This is a genomic window from Collinsella sp. TM05-37, from assembly GCF_003436455.1.
In the GTDB taxonomy this organism is placed as follows: domain Bacteria; phylum Actinomycetota; class Coriobacteriia; order Coriobacteriales; family Coriobacteriaceae; genus Collinsella.
Genome location: NZ_QSPN01000001.1, coordinates 321,949 through 340,587, shown reverse-complemented (window position 1 = coordinate 340,587; position 18,639 = coordinate 321,949). Strand labels below are relative to the sequence as shown.

Here is an 18,639-nt window from a genome sequence, read left to right as displayed (position 1 = left end):
GGCATCCTTTCGGACGCCTCCTTTCAGTGGACTTATTATTCTTGCGCCCTACACCTCGGGCGCCTTGGCGACGGTCTCGCTTTCTGCCGTGAGTGGGCGGTTGTCGATGCGACGGCCCAAGCGATCGAGCTTCACGAGCAGCCATTCAATGGGATTCGGCCCTGCGCCTTCCTCGTCGGCAACCAGGTCCATGACGGCGATCTTGGTGCCATCCTGCTTGAGCGTAACGCTGCCCACCTTGTCGCCCACATGCACCGTGCCCGAAAGATCGTCGTAGCTAACCTTTTCGGTCACCTCGCCGGCAAGGGAAAACACGGTCGCTTGCGCCGTAGGATCGGCGAGCGTGGCGTCGATCGTCTTATCCGTCCAGTCGGTTTGGCCAATGCGCGCCATAAGCGGGTTGCCGTTGGCGGTCTTTTCCTGCGTGTTGGCGATTGCGACCGTCACCTTGTGACCGTAGTACCAATTGGCAAGGGTTGCGGTATCGGTAAAGCGCTGGTCGGTGGTGGTGGAGTTCAAAACGACGGTGTAGATCTCGTCGCCATCGCGGTTGTAGGCACCCGTAAAGCAATAGCCTGCATCATCGGTGGTGCCGGTCTTGCCACCGATGTTGCCATCTTGGCCTAGCAAATAGTTATGCGTGTCCATGGAATGCGAATGGTCGGTGCCGTCGGCGCCCGTGACCTCGATCCAGGAATCCTCGCTCGCTACGACCTCGCGGATCGTGTCGTTTTTCATGGCCTCTTGCATCATCAGCGCTACGTCGTGTGCGGTTGAGTGCATATCGCCAGCCCACTCATCAAAGTCCAGACCATGCGGGTTTTCAAAAAGCGTGCCGGTGCAACCGAGCTTCTTAGCGCGCTCGTTCATGGCTTTCACAAATGTTGCCTCGGCGTCTTTGGTCTTAGGGTCGATCTTCTTGCCCACATATTCGGCGAGCACGATGGCGGCGTCGTTGCCCGAGGGAATCATCAGGCCGCGCAGTGCCTGCTCCACGGTGAGCTCGTCGCCTTCGAGTAGGCCGGCTGTTGAATTGCCCACGGTGGCTGCGGCGTTGCTCACCGTGACCTTCTCGTCCATCTTGCAATTCTCGACGGTTAGGATTGCGGTCATGACCTTGGTGATCGAGGCAATCTTGACCTGCTCATCGGCGCCGCGGGCATAGTAGACGGTGCCGTCTTTGCCCATGACGAGGGCATTGGTCGCATCGATATCGGGCAGGTTTTCGGCCGTGATGCCGCGCGCATCGGCGGTTTTGCCGCAAACATTGTCGGTCGTGAGCACTTGGGCGCCGGCGACGGTGGGCGCGCCAGCGGCAAGGGCGATAGCGCAGACAAAGCCGGCGGCAAGCTGGGCTGAGCGCTTTGCAAAAGAGGTGAGGGACTTCACGGATTTCGCTTTCGACGGGATGGTCTCTTCTGGAACTAGAGTATATCGTTTGCCGGCGTCGGCGATCATCGCGTGCGTGCGTGGCCCACATCCGCGCCCGAACGGGCACAAGGGTGCTTAAGGCCGACTTAATCACCCACGCTTGTTGTGTGTGGCGTGCGTCGCCTCGGGCATAATGGAGCGCGAGAGGAGCACGCATGAACGAGCGCATTTTGGTAGTTGATGACGAGAAGGCCATCGCCGACTTGGTTGGTATCTACCTTACAAAAGAGGGCTTTGATGTCCAGATTGCCTATAGCGGGGCCGATGCTGCCAAGGCAATCCTGGAGCAGGAGTTCGATCTGGCACTGTTGGATGTCATGCTGCCCGATATCGATGGCTTTGAGCTACTGCGTACGATCCGTTCCAGCCATACCTATCCCGTGATCATGCTGACGGCGCGCGATGCCCAGCAAGACAAGATCGAGGGCCTTTCGCTTGGCGCGGACGATTACGTGGTTAAGCCGTTCCGTCCGCTGGAGCTCATCGCGCGCGTGCATGCTCAGCTTCGTCGCTACACCAGCTACGGTAGCCGCGCGCAGGTGGCCGAGTCGCCGACCATCCAGCTCGACGGCCTGGAGATCAACCGCGATGCTCGTTCCGTAATGGTGGACGGTGCGCCGGTGCGCCTCACGCCCATCGAGTATTCCATCTTGCTGTATCTGGTCGAGCATCGCGGCAGTGTGGTGGCCGTGGAGGATCTGTTCCGCGCGGTGTGGAACGAGGATTTTATGCCCGGCTCCAACAATACGGTGATGGTGCACATTCGCCACCTGCGCGAAAAGATCGGTGACGACGCTCAAAAGCCGCGCTTTATCAAAAACGTCTGGGGCGTCGGCTACATAATCGAATAACGCCTTTAATGGTGGGGAAGTGGATATGACAAAAGACGATAGGCAGGCATTCGAGGTGCCCGATCGACTCTTTGAATACGTGAGGTCGGTCGTCGACAACCGCGCGCTTGCAACGGTGCTGCTCTTTTTGCTGAGCCTGCTGCTGATTGGCATCGATAACATCGCTGGAATCTTGGCGGTGCTGCTTGTCGGCTTTTTGCTGATCGATCGATTCGAAATCGTGCGCCGTTGCGTGGTGATTGGCGGTGCCGCGTGGGCCATGACGTTGGCGATTGGCGCCATGGCGCTCGGCGGCATCGAAGGGCCGGTGCTGTTCGATGCCGGCTTTGTATTCAACATGCTTGGCTTTGTGCTGGCGCTTGCCGTGTGCGTGCTGTTCTTTTGCGGCCGCGCCCTGTACTACCATGGCTACGAGCAGGGCGAGCAGCATGCCGATTGTGTGCTGGCCGCTCGTATTCAAGATCGCCTGATCGATCACCCCGACACCTGGGATAACATCGACGGCGACTTCTTGGAGGTCGAGGGCGCCCTTAACCGCGTGCGTGACCGTGAGCGCAAGGTGCAGCAAGCTCTGCGTGACGAGTCGCATCGCAAGGACGATTTGGTCACGTACTTGGCACATGACCTACGCACCCCGCTTGCCAGTGTGGTGGGCTATCTTTCGCTGCTGCAAGAGGCTCCTGAGCTGCCGGTTGAGCAGCGCACACGTTTTACGGGCGTGGCGCTCGACAAGGCGCACCGGCTCGATGCGCTCATCGAAGAGTTCTTCGATATCACGCGCTTTGACTTCCACGATATCGTGCTCACGCGCGGCTATGTTGATCTGGGGTTGCTGCTGGCTCAGGTGGCTGACGAGTTCTATCCCATCCTCAACGAGCAGCATAAGGAAGCCCAAGTTGATATTCGCGAGGACCTGACGGTGCTCGTGGATGGCGACAAGATGGCCCGCGTGTTCAACAACATCATGAAAAACGCCGTCGCCTATAGCTATGAGGGTTCGACTATCACGATTGAGGCCAGGCGCCAAGACGATGGCGGCGTGCGCGTGCGCTTTATCAATCAGGGCGATCCTATCCCTGCGGCTAAGCTCAAGGTGATCTTTGAGAAGTTCTATCGCCTGGATGCGGCGCGTGCGACCAATCGCGGTGGTGCCGGTTTGGGCCTTGCTATTGCCAAGGAGATCATCGCGGCACACGGCGGTACCGTTGCATGTGAATCGACGCCCGAACACACGATATTCACCATCGGGCTGCCCGCCGCATAGCCTGCGTGCCCTTACAAACACTTGACAATGTGCTCACGTGCGTATGAGCCGCGATTCCTACTATCGATACTGCTGAATTGATATCGATATGGAGGTGTGCGGTATGAAGGCTGCTGCGGCTGTGGAGCCCACGGAGCTTGAAGAACTCATGGAAGCGCAGGCCGAGGCCGCGCATGAGCGCGAGGTTGGGGATGCGACTCGCCCCACGGCAGAGGATCTTGCCGCCTCGCCGACGCGCATCGATGTCGAGGGCCTCGACCTGTTCTATGGCGACCACCATGCGCTCAAGGACGTGAATATCAAGATCCGCGACAAGCAGATCACCTCGTTCATCGGGCCTTCGGGCTGCGGAAAGTCCACGTTGCTGCGCTGCTTTAACCGCATGAACGACGGCATCAAGGATTGCCGCATCGAGGGCAAGATCGCGCTCGATGGTCAAGATATCCTGGGCGATTACGACATCTGCCGTTTGCGCCAGCGCGTGGGCATGGTGTTCCAGCGCCCCAACCCGTTTCCCATGAGCATCTACGACAACGTCGCCTACGGTCCGCGCGGTATGGGTGTGCGCGACCGCGTCATGCTCGATGAGCTGGTCGAGGACTCCCTTCGTCGCGCTGCGCTATGGGATGAGGTCAAGGACAAGCTCATGGAGTCGGGCCTGGGTCTTTCGGGTGGACAGCAGCAGCGCCTGTGCATCGCCCGCGCACTTGCCGTGCAGCCCGACATTCTGCTGATGGACGAGCCGACCTCGGCACTCGACCCTGTGTCGACGTTGGTGGTGGAGCAGCTGGCCTGCGAGCTCAAGGAGACCTGCACGCTGGTGGTCGTGACGCACAACATGCAGCAGGCCGCGCGTATTTCCGATTCGGTTGCGTTCTTTTTGCTGGGTGAGCTGGTGGAGCACGCGCCCACCGCGCAACTCTTCAAGAATCCGTCCGATCCGCGCACCGCGGATTATTTGACGGGGCGTTTTGGCTGACGCTGTCTTTTGCAGGTGCCTTTAGGGTTAAGATGCGGTCATATCGGCCGCAAAGGGGTTCAACATGATCTATTACGTCGAGGACGATGACAACATCAGGGATTTGACAGTCTACGCGCTGCGCAAGCAGGGAATCGAGGCCGAGGGCTTTTCGTGCGATGGCGAGTTTAAAGCTGCCGTGGCGCGACGGGTGCCCGATGCTGTGCTGCTCGATATCATGCTGCCCGACACCGATGGCTTGGCGATTATGCGTCGCCTGCGTGCCGATCGCCTGACGGCGACGGTGCCCATCATGATGCTTACCGCCAAGGACACCGAACTCGACAAGGTGATGGCGCTCGATGGCGGTGCCGACGATTACCTGACTAAGCCGTTTTCGCTCATGGAGCTTGCGAGCCGTTGCCGCGCACTGCTGCGTCGCGGCGGCATGGTCAAGCAGGCGAGCGATGTGCTCAGCGTGGGCGATATCGTACTTTCGCCCAGCCACCGCGAAGTGACCGTTGCCGGTGAACCGCTCAAGCTCACGCTGCGCGAATTCGACCTGCTCGAGTACCTCATGCGCAAACCTGGCGTGGTCTTTACCCGCGAGTCGCTGCTGCAGAGCGTATGGGGCTGGGACTTCGACGGCGGTTCGCGCACCGTCGACGTACATGTGCAGACGCTCCGCCAAAAGCTCGGCGAGCATGCGAGCGCCATCGAGACCGTGCGCGGCGTGGGCTATCGTCTGGCCGAGCCTTCGGCCGGTGATGGTGCCGAAGGTGACGACACCGCGTCCACTGCATCGGAGGAGTAACCCGTGGTCTTCGCCCCCCAGGGAAAACAAACGTTGTCGCACCGCGTTTTTGTGACGATCTTTGTTTGCGCCATGGCGGTTATCGTGGCGTTTACGGTGCTGGGTGCGTTCTTTGTGCAAAACACCTTGGCGGATGCCACGAGTGCCAATCTGGCGCAGGAAACCGAGCTCATTGCTGCCGCCCTCGACGAGCAGCAGGAGCCCATCCCGTTCTTGCGTAGCCTCGATCGCGAGGACTTACGCATCACGCTGATTAACAAGGATGGATCGGTTGCCTACGACAACGAGGCGTCGCCTTCCGCACTGCCCAACCATGGTGATCGCCCCGAGGTCATCGAGGCCTTTGAGAGTGGTTTGGGTTCCGCGGAGCGCGCAAGCTCTACGCTCGACGAGATTATGCTGTATCGCGCCGTCACCCTTGATAACGGCCAGGTCGTTCGCTTGGCGCAGGCCCAGCCTGGCGTTGCGGCGATTTTGCTGTCGATGCTGGCGCCGATGCTGCTTATCGCAGCAGCGGGTGCAGTACTCTCGTTTTTTATGGCGCGCCGTGAGTCCCGTGCCATCATCGCGCCGTTACAAGAGGTGGATTTGGATCACCCACGCCGTAGCTATGAGCACGCCTATGCCGAGATGGTTCCCATGCTTGAGCGCATCGAGTCGCAGCGCCAGGAACTCAAGCGCCAAATGGCGGTGCTAGCGGACAACGACCGTATGCGCCGCGAGTTCACGGCGAATATCACCCATGAGCTCAAGACGCCGCTTACGGCGATTTCGGGCTATGCCGAGCTCATCGCAAATGGCATGGTCGAGGGCGAGGACGACCTGCGCAACTTTGGCGGTCGCATCTATCGTGAGGCGGGCCGCTTGGCAGCGCTTGTCAACGACATCCTTACGCTGTCTAACTTGGACGAGGCCGAACGTGCGACTGAAGGCGAGACAGTGCCCATTGGTTCCACGGAGCCTATTGAGCTCTCGCGTGCGATCTACGCGGTTGAGCAGCGTCTTGAACAGGTCGCCCGTCAGGCGAATGTGACGATAAGTCATGAGACCAAGCCTGTGGTCATCGAAGGCGTGTCGCGCTTGATCGACGAGCTCATCTATAATCTGGCAAGCAACGCCATCCGCTACAATCGACCCGGCGGTACGGTTACGTTGCAGTGCGGCACCAACGACGAAGACCATCCGTTCCTCGCTGTCGCCGACACGGGAATCGGTATCGCGCCTGAAGAACAGGGCAAGGTATTTGAGCGGTTCTATCGCGTGGACAAGAGTAGGTCCAAGGCACGCGGCGGAACCGGCCTGGGGCTTGCCATTGTCAAGCATGCGGCCCTGTATCATCACGCCACGCTCGATCTGTCGAGTGAGTTGGGCGTGGGAACCACCATTACGGTGACGTTTCCCATACAGCAGGACGAGCCATTCGCATAGCGATACAACATAGATATTGATGTAGACGCCGCATTTGACTTTCGGGTGCGGCGTTGTTGCGCAATTTTACGATTGCTTCCGACATTTTTACAGGAGAGCCTGTTTCTTATGTATAGAGTTTGGTCTCGGTAAAAAGATGCGATAACATACGGACAGTTTTGTCAATCCGAACTGGGGAAATGAAAGGCAAGCTGCATGACCCTTCTCGAACTGTTCCAGCTGCTGAAGAAGCACCTCAAGCTGGTCATCACCCTTCCGGTGGTCTGCGCGATCGCCATGGGCATCGTGTCCTTCGTTGCGATGGACAACACCTATACCGCGACGACGAGCATGTACATTCTCGCCAAGACCGACGATAGCGGTCAGATGAGCTACAACGATCTCTCGGCGAGCCAGATGCTTTCCAACGATATCGCCACGCTGCTGGATAGCGATAGCGTTAAGAGCGGCGCCGCCAAAGAACTGGGCCTTACCGATCTGGATGACTACAAGGTGTCTGTTTCCTCCGAGACCACCACGCGTGTCATTACGCTTTCGGTTACCGGCACCGATGCCAAGGAGACGGCTGAGGTCGCAAAGGCCATTGCCAGCTCGGTGAGTACGGTCGCTCAGAACGTCGGCGCTGCCCAGAGCATCAACGTTATCGACGAGGCTAAGACCCCCGAAGCCCCCAGCGGCCCCAAGCGCACGCTGTATATTGCCGTCGCGTTCCTCGCCGGTATCTTTATCGCAGTTGCCTATGTCGTTTTGGCAGACATGCTCAATACCCGCATCCGCGGTGCCGAAGAGGCAGAAGAGCTCCTGGGTATTCCCGTTGTTGGCCGAATTCCGGCTATGAAAGGTGGTAAATAGGCATGGCTAAGGCAAAGAACACCGATAAGCTCGTTGTGCAGAATGCCGCCAAGACCCTTCTGGCCAACATCCGCTTTGCGAGCGTGGATGACCCCATTCGCACCATCACCGTTACCTCCTCGATTCCCAACGAGGGCAAGTCTACGGTTTCCATTAACCTTGCTCAGGCAATCGCCACGAGCGGCAAGAGTGTCCTGCTGGTCGAGGCTGATATGCGTCGCAGGTCCCTTGCCGATATGCTCGGCGTCCGCCCCCGCGGCGGACTCTATGCAGTCCTGTCCGAGCAGGTTTCTATCGACCAGGCGATTGTCGAGACGGGTCAGAAGAACTTCTACTTCCTCGATGCCGAGCCGCACATTCCCAATCCTGCCGACATCATCGTCTCCCATCGCTTTGCCAAGCTGGTAAAGGCACTGTCCGCCAAGTTCCAGTACGTCATCTTCGATGCTCCCCCGGTCGGCACCTTCATCGATGCTGCCGAGATTGCCAGCCTGACCGACGGCGCGCTGTTCGTGGTGCGCGAGAACTTTACCAAGCGCGAAGAGGCGCTCAACGCCATCGGTCAGCTTAAGAAGTCCGAGAAGGTCAAGCTCATCGGTACCGTCATGAATTACTGTGAGACCGAGACCAGCGAGTACTACTATTCTTACTACACCAAGGACGGTAAGAAGGTTAAGAAGGGCTCCGACAATCAGGGGACTTCCAAAAAGGGCATCTTCACCAACCGAGCAAACGTTTAGTTGATTAAGGCTGACCTATGCGTGACATTCATTGCCATATCTTGCCGGGTGTAGACGACGGCGCCGCCGATCTCGATGAGAGCTTGGCGATGCTCGAGGCTGCCAAGCGGGCCGGTGTAACCAGAATCGTTTGCACTCCTCACTGCCGTGATCCCTATTTTGATTACGACAAGATGTGGGATGCCTTTGAGCTGCTGCGTGATAACGCTGACGGTTTTCCGCTCCAGATGGGCTTCGAGGTCAACCATCGAAAGCTCGTTGAGCTTGGTATCGATGCCGCGGAGCACCTGCATTTCGATGGGACCAACGAGTTTCTGCTCGAGCTTTCGACGCATGCCGATGCGTATGCGTTTAGAGAGTACGAGAACACGATTTACGATTTGCAGTGCCGTGGCTACCAGGTGATCATCGCTCATCCTGAGCGCTATCGTGCGGTTCAAAAGGATGTAAGCGTGGCGGAGCGCCTGGTCGATATGGGCTGCAAGCTGCAAGCTTCGGCGGACTTTATTGCCGGCGGTCGCTTTGGTCGCGAGAAAAAGCCGGCACAGCGCCTGTTCGATCAGAACCTGTACAGCTTCATCGCGAGCGATGCCCATAACGTGGGTCATTACGATTGCCTGGCGAAGGCTCGCGCGAAGTTTAGCGTGCGCGGAGCTCATTTTCGCTAAAATCTGTCCCTAACGTTCGCATTGAATGAAAGGGCAGCATGGATATCCAACTTAAGACGGGATGCTTTGATGACGCGGCGTTGGTGCGCCGCGTCGTTTTTATGGACGAGCAGGGCTACGAGAATGAGTTCGACGCTATCGACGAGGATCCGAACTGCATTCATGTGACGCTCTATGTAGACGGCGAGCTTGCTGGTTGCTCGCGCGTGTTTCCCGAAGAGCTTGAGCGCGCGGCTGACGCAGGGGCTCCGGTGTCGCCGGCGTGCGACTTGGACGAAGGCGTCGCGGCGGGGGAGACCTACATTATGGGGCGCGTGGCTGTGCTGCCGAGCATGCGCCGTCGCGGTCTGGCGAGCAAGATTGTCGAGGCCAGTGATACGTGCGCGCGTGATGCCGGCGCCAAGCTCATTAAGCTGCATGCGCAGGAATACGTGCTGCCGCTCTATGCCAAGGCGGGCTACACGCAGATTGCCCCGGTGGACTACGAAGACGAGGGCCAGCCCCATGCTTGGATGGCCAAGCGCGTAGATGGCAGATAGGGACGTTCCTTTCCTGCCGGCAGTCGGGGACACTCCTTGGCAATTGGCGTATCAGAGCGTTTGGACATACAGTTTTTCGATTCCGTATGTATATATGCGCGCTAATGGGTTATAAAATCTAAGTCTGGACATAGCAGGTCTGCGATGCGGCTCGGGCAACCGGGCCGTTTTTGCGGACGGGGGTAGCGCGAAAGGACTGCACATGCGTCAATTTAAGACCGAGAGCAAAAAACTGCTCGACCTCATGATCAACTCCATCTACACCAATAAGGAAATCTTCCTGCGCGAGCTTATCTCTAATGCGAGTGACGCCGTCGACAAGCTCAACTTTAAGAGCCTGCAGGACCCGAGTGTCAAGCTCGACCAGGGCGACCTGGCTATTCGCGTCTCTTTTGATAAAGACGCCCGCACCATTACCATCTCGGATAACGGCATTGGCATGACCGCCGAGGAGCTCGAGCGCAATCTGGGCACCATCGCCCATTCCGGCTCCGAGGAGTTTAAGACCGAGAACGCCGAGCAACAGGGCTCCGATGTCGACATCATCGGCCAGTTTGGCGTGGGCTTCTACTCCGCCTTTATGGTCGCCAGCCACGTGAAGGTCGTCAGCCGCGCTTATGGCGAGGACACCGCCCACGTTTGGGAGTCCGACGGTCTTGAGGGCTACACCATCGAGGATGGCGAGCGTGCTGAGCACGGTACCGATGTCATCCTGACGCTGCGCGAGAACGAGAAGCTCGACGCCGACGGCGAGGCCGAGACCTACGATCGCTTCCTGACCGAGTGGGGCCTCAAGAGCCTGATTCAGCAGTACAGCAACTATGTGCGCTACCCGATTCAGATGATGGTGAGCAAGAGCCGCCAGAAACCCAAGCCCGAGGACGCCGGCGACGACTACAAGCCCGAGTACGAGGACTACCAGGAGCTCGAGACCATCAACTCCATGACGCCGATTTGGAAAAAGCGCAGCTCCGACGTTGAGCGGAAGGATTACAACGAGTTCTACAAGTCCACGTTCCACGACTTTGACGATCCCGCGCGCACTATCAGCTTCCATGCCGAGGGTACGCTTGAGTACGATGCGCTGCTGTTTGTGCCGGGCCGCGCCCCGTTCGATCTGTACAGCAAGGACTACGAGAAGGGCCTGGCGCTCTACAGCTCCAACGTGCTGATTATGGAGAAGTGCGACGACCTGCTGCCCGACTACTACAACTTTGTCCGCGGCGTCGTGGATTCTGCCGACGTGTCGCTCAACATCTCGCGTGAGACGCTGCAGCAGAACCGTCAGCTCAAGGCCATCGCCAAGCGCGTGGAGAAGAAGATTACCGCCGATCTTGAGGATATGCGCGACAACGACCGCGAGGCCTACGAGAAGTTCTTTGAGAACTTTGGCCGCGGTCTTAAGTACGGCATCTACTCGAGCTATGGCATGAAGGCCGATGAGCTCGCCGACCTGCTACTGTTCTGGTCTGCCAAGGAGCAGAAGATGATTACCCTGGCCGAGTATGCCAAGGGCATGCCCGGGGATCAGAAGGCCATCTACTACGCCGCCGGCGACTCGCGTGAGCGCTTGGCCAAGATGCCCGTGGTAAAGGGTGTGCTCGACCGCGGCTATGACGTGCTGTTGCTGACGCAGGATGTGGATGAGTTCACGTTCCAGGCTATGCGTGAGTACGTTGCCGCCGATATGCCTAAGATCTACGAGGACGACGCCGCCCGCGAGGCTGCCGAGAAGGCCGTTGCCGACGGTGCCGAGCCCGAGGTCGAGGATCGTCACCTGGAGCTCAAGAACGTCGCGACTGGCGATCTTGATCTGGCGACCGAGGACGAGAAGAAGGAGGCCGAGGACGCCACCAAGGAAAACGAGGACCTCTTTAGCGCTATGAAGGAGGCGCTCGGTGACAAGGTCGAGAAAGTTGCCGTCTCCGCGCGCCTGACCGATGCCCCCGCTTGCATCACCACCGAGGGTCCGCTTTCGCTCGAGATGGAGAAGGTGCTCCAGAAGGGGCCCGAGGGCGCGCCCGACGGCATGCCCAAGAGCCAGCGCGTGCTCGAGCTCAACGCCAAGCACCCGGTCTTTGACAAGCTTGTCGCTGCCCAGAAGGCAGGTGACGCCGACAAGATCAAGCAGTACTCCGGCCTGCTCTACGATCAGGCCCTGCTGGTCGAGGGTATCCTCCCCGAGGACCCCGTTGCCTTCGCGGCGGCTGTTTGCAACTTGATGTAGTTAAGTAGTTACGCCTTTGGGTCCGCCGTTCTAACGAACCTATTGGTTCCGTCGTTCTAACGAACGACGGACCGGTCGACGCTGCAAACGCCCCTAAGCGGCAATCTGACGTTCAATCGTCGGTCGCGTACCAAAGTACGCTTCCCTCCTCTTTCACGTCACCTTGCTCGCTCAGGGGCGTTTTCGCTGACTTATGCTCAACCTGCGACGCTTTCGTGGCCCTAAGTAGTCATCGGGGACGTTCTTGTTTGACTAGTCGTTTAAGAACGTTCCCAATGACTATTCGGATTGCTAATTTGTGCGGGCTGTGGTTTTGTGACCTGCTGAAATTAAAGATACTGTACAACTGTACACTAACTCATCTTCGTAGTATATTGCTACCCGCAAAACTCAGCACCATTGTGCCGCGAGGCACTAAAGCGCCTACGTACAATGGTTGTCGATAGTACGATTCGATTCAACGACAGGATGGATGGTCCAAGCGTGAGTCTCGGCAGCAAACTATCCAACGCAAAGGTCTCCTTTGCGATATTCAAGCGCGACATTAAGCGACTGCTTGTGAACCCCGTCGCCTTGGTGGTTACCCTGGGCGTGTGCGTTATCCCCTCGCTGTATGCCTGGTACAACATCGTGGCAAACTGGGATCCGTACGGAAACACCCAAGGTATCAAGATTGCCATCGCCAACAACGATCAGGGCACTCAGAATGACTTGGTGGGCGAGCTCAACGCGGGCGACCAGGTCGTCGATCAGCTCAAGGAGAACGATCAGCTGGGCTGGACCTTCGTCGATTCGGCCGCCGATGCCAAAGAGGGCGTCGAGAGTGGTGAGTACTATGCGGCCATCGTAATCCCCAAGAACTTCTCCGACAATCTTGTTTCGATGCTCGATGGCAATTACCATCAGCCGAAGCTCACCTATTACGTCAACGAGAAGAAGAGCGCTATTGCGCCCAAGGTCACCGACACTGGTGCCAATACCATCGAGGAGCAGATCAACTCGGAGTTTGTCTCCACGGTGGGCGAGACCGTCGCGGGCATTGCCAAAGATGCTGGCATCGACCTTAAAGACAAGGCGACCCAGACCCGGGATTCGCTGGCGGGCTCGGTGTCCGAGGCGTCTGATACCCTGGGCGAAGTACGCGATTCCATCGGCGACATGAACACCGCCATCGACAAGACGAGCAGCTCGATTGCTTCGGCCGATGCTGCGCTGGCGGGCCTGCAGGGGCAGGCGCCCTCTCTAACGCAGGCAATCTCCCAGGGCAACGACCTGCTGGGCGAGGCTCGCGCCACGGCGGGCAACTCTATCACCTCGCTCTCCAAGGCACTCTCGGAAGGTAGCCTTGCACTCACCAAGACGTCAGCCTCCGCGAACGCTGCGATTGGCAAGCTAACGGGTACGGTCACATCTACGACCACCCGCATCGACAACTCGCTCGAGTCTCTCCAGGCGACGATCGATCACAATAAGGCCGTTATCGGGCACTTGGAGATTCTCGTTAATGACACGTCGACAGGTTCCGAGGAAATTGACGCGCGCATTGTATCGACCATCGATTCGCTTCGCGAGCAAAACCAGAAGCTGCAGAGCATCAAGGATGGCCTTTCTGCACAGTCGAGCGCCATGGCAAACGACGCTACGGCAATCTCGAACGCGAGCAACGCACTCAACGCGGCAATTCAGACCGGTACGGCTAACCTCGGTCAGGCTCAGACCGATCTGGGTCAGAACGCACTTCCGAAGGCTTCGAGCGCGCTTGACTCCTTTGCCGCCGTTTCGGGCGATTTGACCGGCATTGTGTCGGGTATGACCCCCACGATAGCGAGCGCGCGCGGCACGCTGGCGCAGCTCGACGCCACGCTCAAGCAGGCAAAGACCACGCTGTCCCAAACCGACGCCTCCCTTGCCAAGGTTCAGGACAAGCTCGCGACCGCCGCCAATGACATTGCGGCGCTGCAGACCTCTGAGTCTATGGGCGAGTTAGCCGACCTCATGGACGTCGACGTCAATGACGTGGCAGATTTCATGGCATCTCCGGTTGAGCTGACGTCCAAGTCAATCTATCCGGTCAAGAGCTTTGGCTCGGGCATCGCGCCCTTCTACACCAATCTGGCGCTGTGGGTAGGCGGCTATGTGCTCATCGCTATCTATAAACTCGAGGTCGACCGCGAGGGCATCGGTAGCTTTACGGCGCGTCAGGGCTACTTTGGCCGCTGGCTGCTGCTGGTGATCCTGGGTGCGTTGCAGGCCATCATCGTTACGGTGGGAGATCTGGTCATTGGCGTTCAGTGCGTCAATCCGCTGCTCTTTGTACTGGGCGGCATCGCTATTTCGTTCACCTACGTCAACATCATCTATGCGCTGTCCACCACGTTTAAGCATATCGGTAAAGCCATTGGCGTCATCCTCGTCATTGTGCAGATCCCCGGCTCGTCGGGCATGTATCCCATCGAGATGATGCCCGGCTTCTTCCAATGGCTGCATCCGCTGCTGCCCTTCACCTACGGCATCAACCTGCTGCGCGAGACCGTTGGTGGCATGTATTCGTTCAACTACCTGTTCAACCTGTGCATCCTGGGCGTGTTCCTTGCCATCGCGCTCTTTATCGGTCTGCAGCTGCGCCCGTTGCTGCTCAACCTCAATCTGCTCTTCGATAAGCAGCTTTCCACGACGGGTTTGATGATCTGCGAGTCTAATGACCTGCCGCGCCAGCGCTATTCGCTGCGCACGGCCATGCGCGTCATGCTCGATTCGGATTCGTACCGTCGCGAGCTGCTCGATCATGCCGTGGCGTTTGAGCATCGCTACCCGTACTACATCAAGGGCGGTTTTGCCGCTGTAGTCGGCGTGCAGGTGCTGCTCTTCGTTCTGTCGACGGTTCTCGATATCGACAACAATGGCAAGATCATTCTGCTGGTCATCTGGATTATCTCGGTCATTGCCATCTGCGGCTGGCTCATCAACATCGAGTACATTCGCTCGAGCCTCAACACCCAGATGCGGATCTCGGCGCTTTCGGATGAGGACCTGCGCCGCGAGATGCGCGAGCATACGGCTGCCATTCCGGCCGCTCGTCGTATGTTCGGCTTGAATGCGAGCGAGCGGGGGTCTGAACCCAAGACTCAGACTGTCAGCCAATGTGGTCATCGCGATGCGGTCCATGTGCCCGAGAACGGGGATGACACGTTTGTGATGAATGAAAATAACGCCCCGATCGGCAAGCACTCCAAAGGAGGTGAGGCATAAATGAAAAACATCCTGCACCTGTTTAAGCGCGATGTCCAAAATGTGTCTCGCTCCGTGATCGGCATGGTCGTCGTGATGGGCCTGATCATCGTGCCATGTCTGTACGCGTGGTTTAACATCGCCGGCAGCTGGGATCCGTACGGCAACACCGGCAATCTTAAGATCGCCGTGGTCAACACCGACGAGGGTTACGAGAGCGATCTGATTCCCGTCGAGATCAACGTGGGCGAAAACGTGACGGCGACCCTGCGCGGTAACGAGAACTTTGACTGGGTTGTCCTCAACGACCGCGATAAGGCGATTGAGGGCGTTAAGTCGGGCGCGTACTACGCTGCCGTCGTTATCCCTAAAACGTTTAGCGCCGACATGATGACGCTTTTCTCGACCGAGGTGAAGCACGCCGATATCGAGTTCTACGAGAACCAGAAGGCTAACGCCATCGCCCAGATCGTGACCGAAAAGGGTTCGAGCGCCGTCCAGAGCCAGGTGAATGAGACCTTTACCAAGACCATCACGACCATCGGTCTAAAGACGGTGTCCAGCCTGCTCGATTACATGAGCACCGATCAGGTCAGCAACTTTATCGCCAACCTGTCCTCGACACTGGGCGATTCGGTCGAGGACCTGCAGGACGTTCAAGCCAACGCGACTTCGCTTGCGGGCATTTTGAGCTCGACCTCCGATTCGTTGACGTCGGCGAGCGGTATGCTCCAGCAGACGGGTAAGGTCGATGAATCTACCAAGCAGTTGATGGAGCACGCCGAGAGCGGCATTAGTGATTCCAAGGAAGCACTCAAGGCCGCCAACGACGCTATCAACGCCGCGATTGACGGAAGTGCGGGCTCGTTTGACAACGTGTCCGCCGAGCTCGCGAAGGCTTTCGACGCCGCAAACCAGCATGTTTACCTCACGGTGTCCCAGCTCAACGATGCCGCGGCGGCGCTCGATACGCGTGCCAAGGAAATCGACGACACGGCCGACCAGCTTCGCAGCTTTGCCGATCAGGTGAGTGACGAAAAGCTCCAGGACAGCCTCAAGTCTGTGGCTACATCGCTGGGCAGGATCGCGACGGAGTATCGTAACAATGCCAACGACCTGAGGGCAACCGCAAAGTCCCTTTCCGACAGCATGGCAGAGGTCAACAGCACGCGTGCCGAGGTCGACCAGGCCATCGCCGATGCCAAGGCGGGCATCTCGGGCGCTAAGTCCGACTACGATTCCACGTTCTCGGTCAAGGCCAAGGAGCTCAAGAAGACCATCTCGGGCGTTTTGGATTCGCTGAACGGTATTTCGAGCAATCTGGATAGTGCCGTGAGCGGCCTCACCGATGCATCCGGTTCGCTGGCAAAGGGTCTCTCCAAGGCCGCAAAGCTGGTCAACAAGGCTTCCGATCAGCTGGGCGAGGCGTCGGACAAGATCAGCGCGTTCAAGGACGAGCTCGACGGCGCCCTGATGTCGGGTGACCTGGCGACGATCAAGACGATGATCGGCAACGACCCCGAGGGCCTGGCCGTGTCGCTTTCCGGCCCCGTTGCGCTCGACCGCAAGCCGGTCTATCCGATCCGCAACTACGGTTCGGCCATGGCGCCGTTCTATACGATTCTGTCGCTCTGGGTCGGCTCGATCGTACTGGCGGCCATGATGAAGGTCTCGGTCGACGACGAGCTCATCAACGAGCTCATCCCCGTACGCCTGCACGAGATCTATCTGGGCCGTTACCTGTTCTTTGGCGGTTTGGCCCTGCTGCAGGCAACGCTCGTGTGCGCGGGCGACATTCTGTTCTTTGGCATTCAGTGCGACAACCCGCTGCAGTTTGTGCTGGCGGGCTGGGTCGCGAGTCTCGTGTTCTCCAATATCGTCTACACGCTTACGGTTTCGTTTGGCGATATCGGCAAGGCGCTCGCCGTCGTGCTGTTGGTTATGCAGGTCGGCGGTTCGGGCGGTACGTTCCCCATCGAGATGACCGGCCCTGTGTTCCAGGCGATCTATCCGTTCCTGCCGTTCACCCACGGCATCAACGCCATGCATGCCGCCATGGCTGGCGCCTACCATATGGAGTACTGGATTGAGCTAGGCATTCTGGCGAGCTATCTGATTCCGTCGCTGGCACTGGGCGTCGTCTTCCGCCGCCCGGTCATCAAAGCCAACGACTGGATCATCGAAAAGCTGGAATCAACAAAGCTTATCTAGTACAGCAACGTTAACGCCGATGCAGCGCTAATGCCAGCGAGCGAGCCGCATTTGCGCCAAGGTGACGTGAAATGAAAGGGCGCTGACCTTCTGGTCGCGCCCTTGAAATTGAACGTCAGATTGGCGTGAATGCGGCTCGCGCAGCGTCGGCCGGTCCGCCGTTCGGTAGAACGGCGGAACAAAATGCTTTAGTGGGCTGGATTGCGGTGCAACGCTGGTTGTTGCTACAGTAGCGGGGCGTGCCGGGGGTCCGGTGCGCCCCGTTTTATTTGACCATGAGGCGGCACGCGGCCATGCACGTGCGGACACCACGCCCAGACTGAGCGCGAGGATGCCCTATGGCTCAGAATGCCGTTGATGAAATCGAAAACATGCCCGATAGCCCTGTAGCGCGCGAAGACCTGGGTGCCGGCGGCACCTCCCGCGGCGCCGGCGCGCGTTCTCCGTTCTTCTGGAAGGTCTTGCTGCTTTCGGTGGCGGTCATCTGGGGCTATTCCTTTACCACCATGAAAGATGCGCTCGATACCATTCCGGTGTTCGAGCTGGTCTACGTTCGCTTTCTCCCGGCGTCACTGGTTATGTTTGCTATTTTCCATAAGCGCATCATCGCTCATTTCAATGCCCGCAACCTGATCGTCGGGCTGGGCATGGGTGCGCTCATGTGGGGAGCATACGGACTGCAAACGATTGGCCTGGCGCAGACCACGGCAGGCAAGAGTGCATTTTTGACGGGCACGTACTGTATCCTTGTGCCGTTTGCCAGCTATGTCCTGAGCGGCGAAAAGCTCACCCGCTATAACCTGGGTGCGGCACTGCTGTGCCTGGCGGGCATTGGCCTGGTGGCACTCGATAGCGTCGAGTTCAATGCCGGCGATGTTATTACCTTGGGCGGCGCGATCTTCTTCGCCATCCAGATGGCGGTGACTGCCAAGTACGGTCGCAAGATGGACATCAACGTCATCACGTTTTGGATGTTTGTGGGCAATGGCGTGCTGAGCCTGATCTCGTCGCTGCTATTCGAGACCCAGGCGCCTCTGTCCGTGTGGACGCCGAATTTTATCTGTGTGATGGCGTTTCTCTCGGTGGGCTGCACATGCGTGGCTCTGCTCATCCAAAACGTCGGCCTGGCGCATGTCCCGGCTTCGACGGGCTCGCTGCTCCTTTCGATGGAGTCGCCTTCGGGCGTGTTGTTTTCGGTGCTGCTGATGGGGGAGGCGCTCACCTCGCGCCTGCTCGCCGGCTTTGTGCTTATCTTCCTGTCGATTATCTTGAGCGAGACTCACTTCGATTTTTTGCGTCGAAAGCCGCGCCCGCAATTGTAAACAACTTGTTGCGCCGCCCTCCTGGGGCGGCATTTTTTATGCCTCGCCCTTAAAGTTGTACCTTGCGCTTTACGCTATCAAAGTGCTTACTGCAAAAACGTTACTG

14 protein-coding genes are annotated in these 18,639 nt (G+C 58.3%); 13 read left to right on the top strand and 1 reads right to left on the bottom strand.

The window, feature by feature from the left end; all coding sequences use genetic code 11:
* Positions 1-48: 48 nt before the first annotated feature.
* Complete coding sequence (locus DXD48_RS01385) at positions 49-1,389, bottom strand: D-alanyl-D-alanine carboxypeptidase family protein (protein ID WP_158548905.1); 1,341 nt, start codon at positions 1,387-1,389, stop codon at positions 49-51.
* 197 nt (positions 1,390-1,586) lie between these two features.
* Between DXD48_RS01385 and DXD48_RS01380 the strand changes: the two genes are divergently transcribed.
* The 13 genes from DXD48_RS01380 (at position 1,587) to DXD48_RS01320 (ending at position 18,533) form a co-directional block, all read left to right on the top strand.
* Positions 1,587-2,282: a response regulator transcription factor gene (locus DXD48_RS01380; protein WP_117563689.1), complete on the top strand. Its 696-nt coding sequence runs from the start codon at positions 1,587-1,589 to the stop codon at positions 2,280-2,282.
* Positions 2,283-2,307: 25 nt separating this feature from the next.
* Positions 2,308-3,546, top strand: coding sequence for a sensor histidine kinase KdpD (locus DXD48_RS01375; RefSeq protein ID WP_117563688.1), 1,239 nt, complete (start codon positions 2,308-2,310; stop codon positions 3,544-3,546).
* A gap of 103 nt (positions 3,547-3,649) precedes the next feature.
* On the top strand, positions 3,650-4,525 hold the full coding sequence (pstB, locus tag DXD48_RS01370; RefSeq protein ID WP_199407866.1) for a phosphate ABC transporter ATP-binding protein PstB: 876 nt from the start codon (positions 3,650-3,652) through the stop codon (positions 4,523-4,525).
* A 64-nt stretch (positions 4,526-4,589) separates the two neighbouring features.
* On the top strand, positions 4,590-5,318 hold the full coding sequence (locus DXD48_RS01365) for a response regulator transcription factor (protein ID WP_055250507.1): 729 nt from the start codon (positions 4,590-4,592) through the stop codon (positions 5,316-5,318).
* 33 nt (positions 5,319-5,351) lie between these two features.
* Positions 5,352-6,746: a cell wall metabolism sensor histidine kinase WalK gene (locus DXD48_RS01360; RefSeq protein WP_233502291.1), complete on the top strand. Its 1,395-nt coding sequence runs from the start codon at positions 5,352-5,354 to the stop codon at positions 6,744-6,746.
* Between the two features lie 195 nt (positions 6,747-6,941).
* Entirely contained in the window at positions 6,942-7,598 is a 657-nt protein-coding gene (locus DXD48_RS01355) for a YveK family protein (RefSeq protein WP_055250503.1), read from the top strand.
* A gap of 2 nt (positions 7,599-7,600) precedes the next feature.
* Positions 7,601-8,338, top strand: a complete 738-nt coding sequence (locus DXD48_RS01350; RefSeq protein WP_117563686.1) for a CpsD/CapB family tyrosine-protein kinase — start codon at positions 7,601-7,603, stop codon at positions 8,336-8,338.
* Positions 8,339-8,355: 17 nt separating this feature from the next.
* The gene (locus tag DXD48_RS01345) at positions 8,356-9,006 is read left to right on the top strand and encodes a tyrosine-protein phosphatase (RefSeq protein WP_022094060.1); all 651 of its coding nucleotides are present in this window, start codon (positions 8,356-8,358) and stop codon (positions 9,004-9,006) included.
* Positions 9,007-9,044: 38 nt separating this feature from the next.
* A complete protein-coding gene (locus DXD48_RS01340) occupies positions 9,045-9,545 on the top strand; it encodes a GNAT family N-acetyltransferase (RefSeq protein WP_117563685.1) in 501 nt (166 codons plus the stop codon).
* 202 nt (positions 9,546-9,747) lie between these two features.
* Positions 9,748-11,772, top strand: coding sequence for a molecular chaperone HtpG (gene htpG / locus DXD48_RS01335; RefSeq protein ID WP_117563684.1), 2,025 nt, complete (start codon positions 9,748-9,750; stop codon positions 11,770-11,772).
* A gap of 483 nt (positions 11,773-12,255) precedes the next feature.
* The gene (locus DXD48_RS01330) at positions 12,256-15,021 is read left to right on the top strand and encodes a YhgE/Pip domain-containing protein (protein ID WP_233514951.1); all 2,766 of its coding nucleotides are present in this window, start codon (positions 12,256-12,258) and stop codon (positions 15,019-15,021) included.
* The gene (locus tag DXD48_RS01325) at positions 15,022-17,211 is read left to right on the top strand and encodes a YhgE/Pip domain-containing protein (RefSeq protein WP_117563683.1); all 2,190 of its coding nucleotides are present in this window, start codon (positions 15,022-15,024) and stop codon (positions 17,209-17,211) included. It abuts the gene before it with no gap.
* 338 nt (positions 17,212-17,549) lie between these two features.
* Positions 17,550-18,533 (top strand): DMT family transporter, encoded by a 984-nt coding sequence (locus DXD48_RS01320; protein WP_117563682.1) that lies wholly within the window; start codon positions 17,550-17,552, stop codon positions 18,531-18,533.
* The last annotated feature ends 106 nt before the right edge of the window (positions 18,534-18,639 follow it).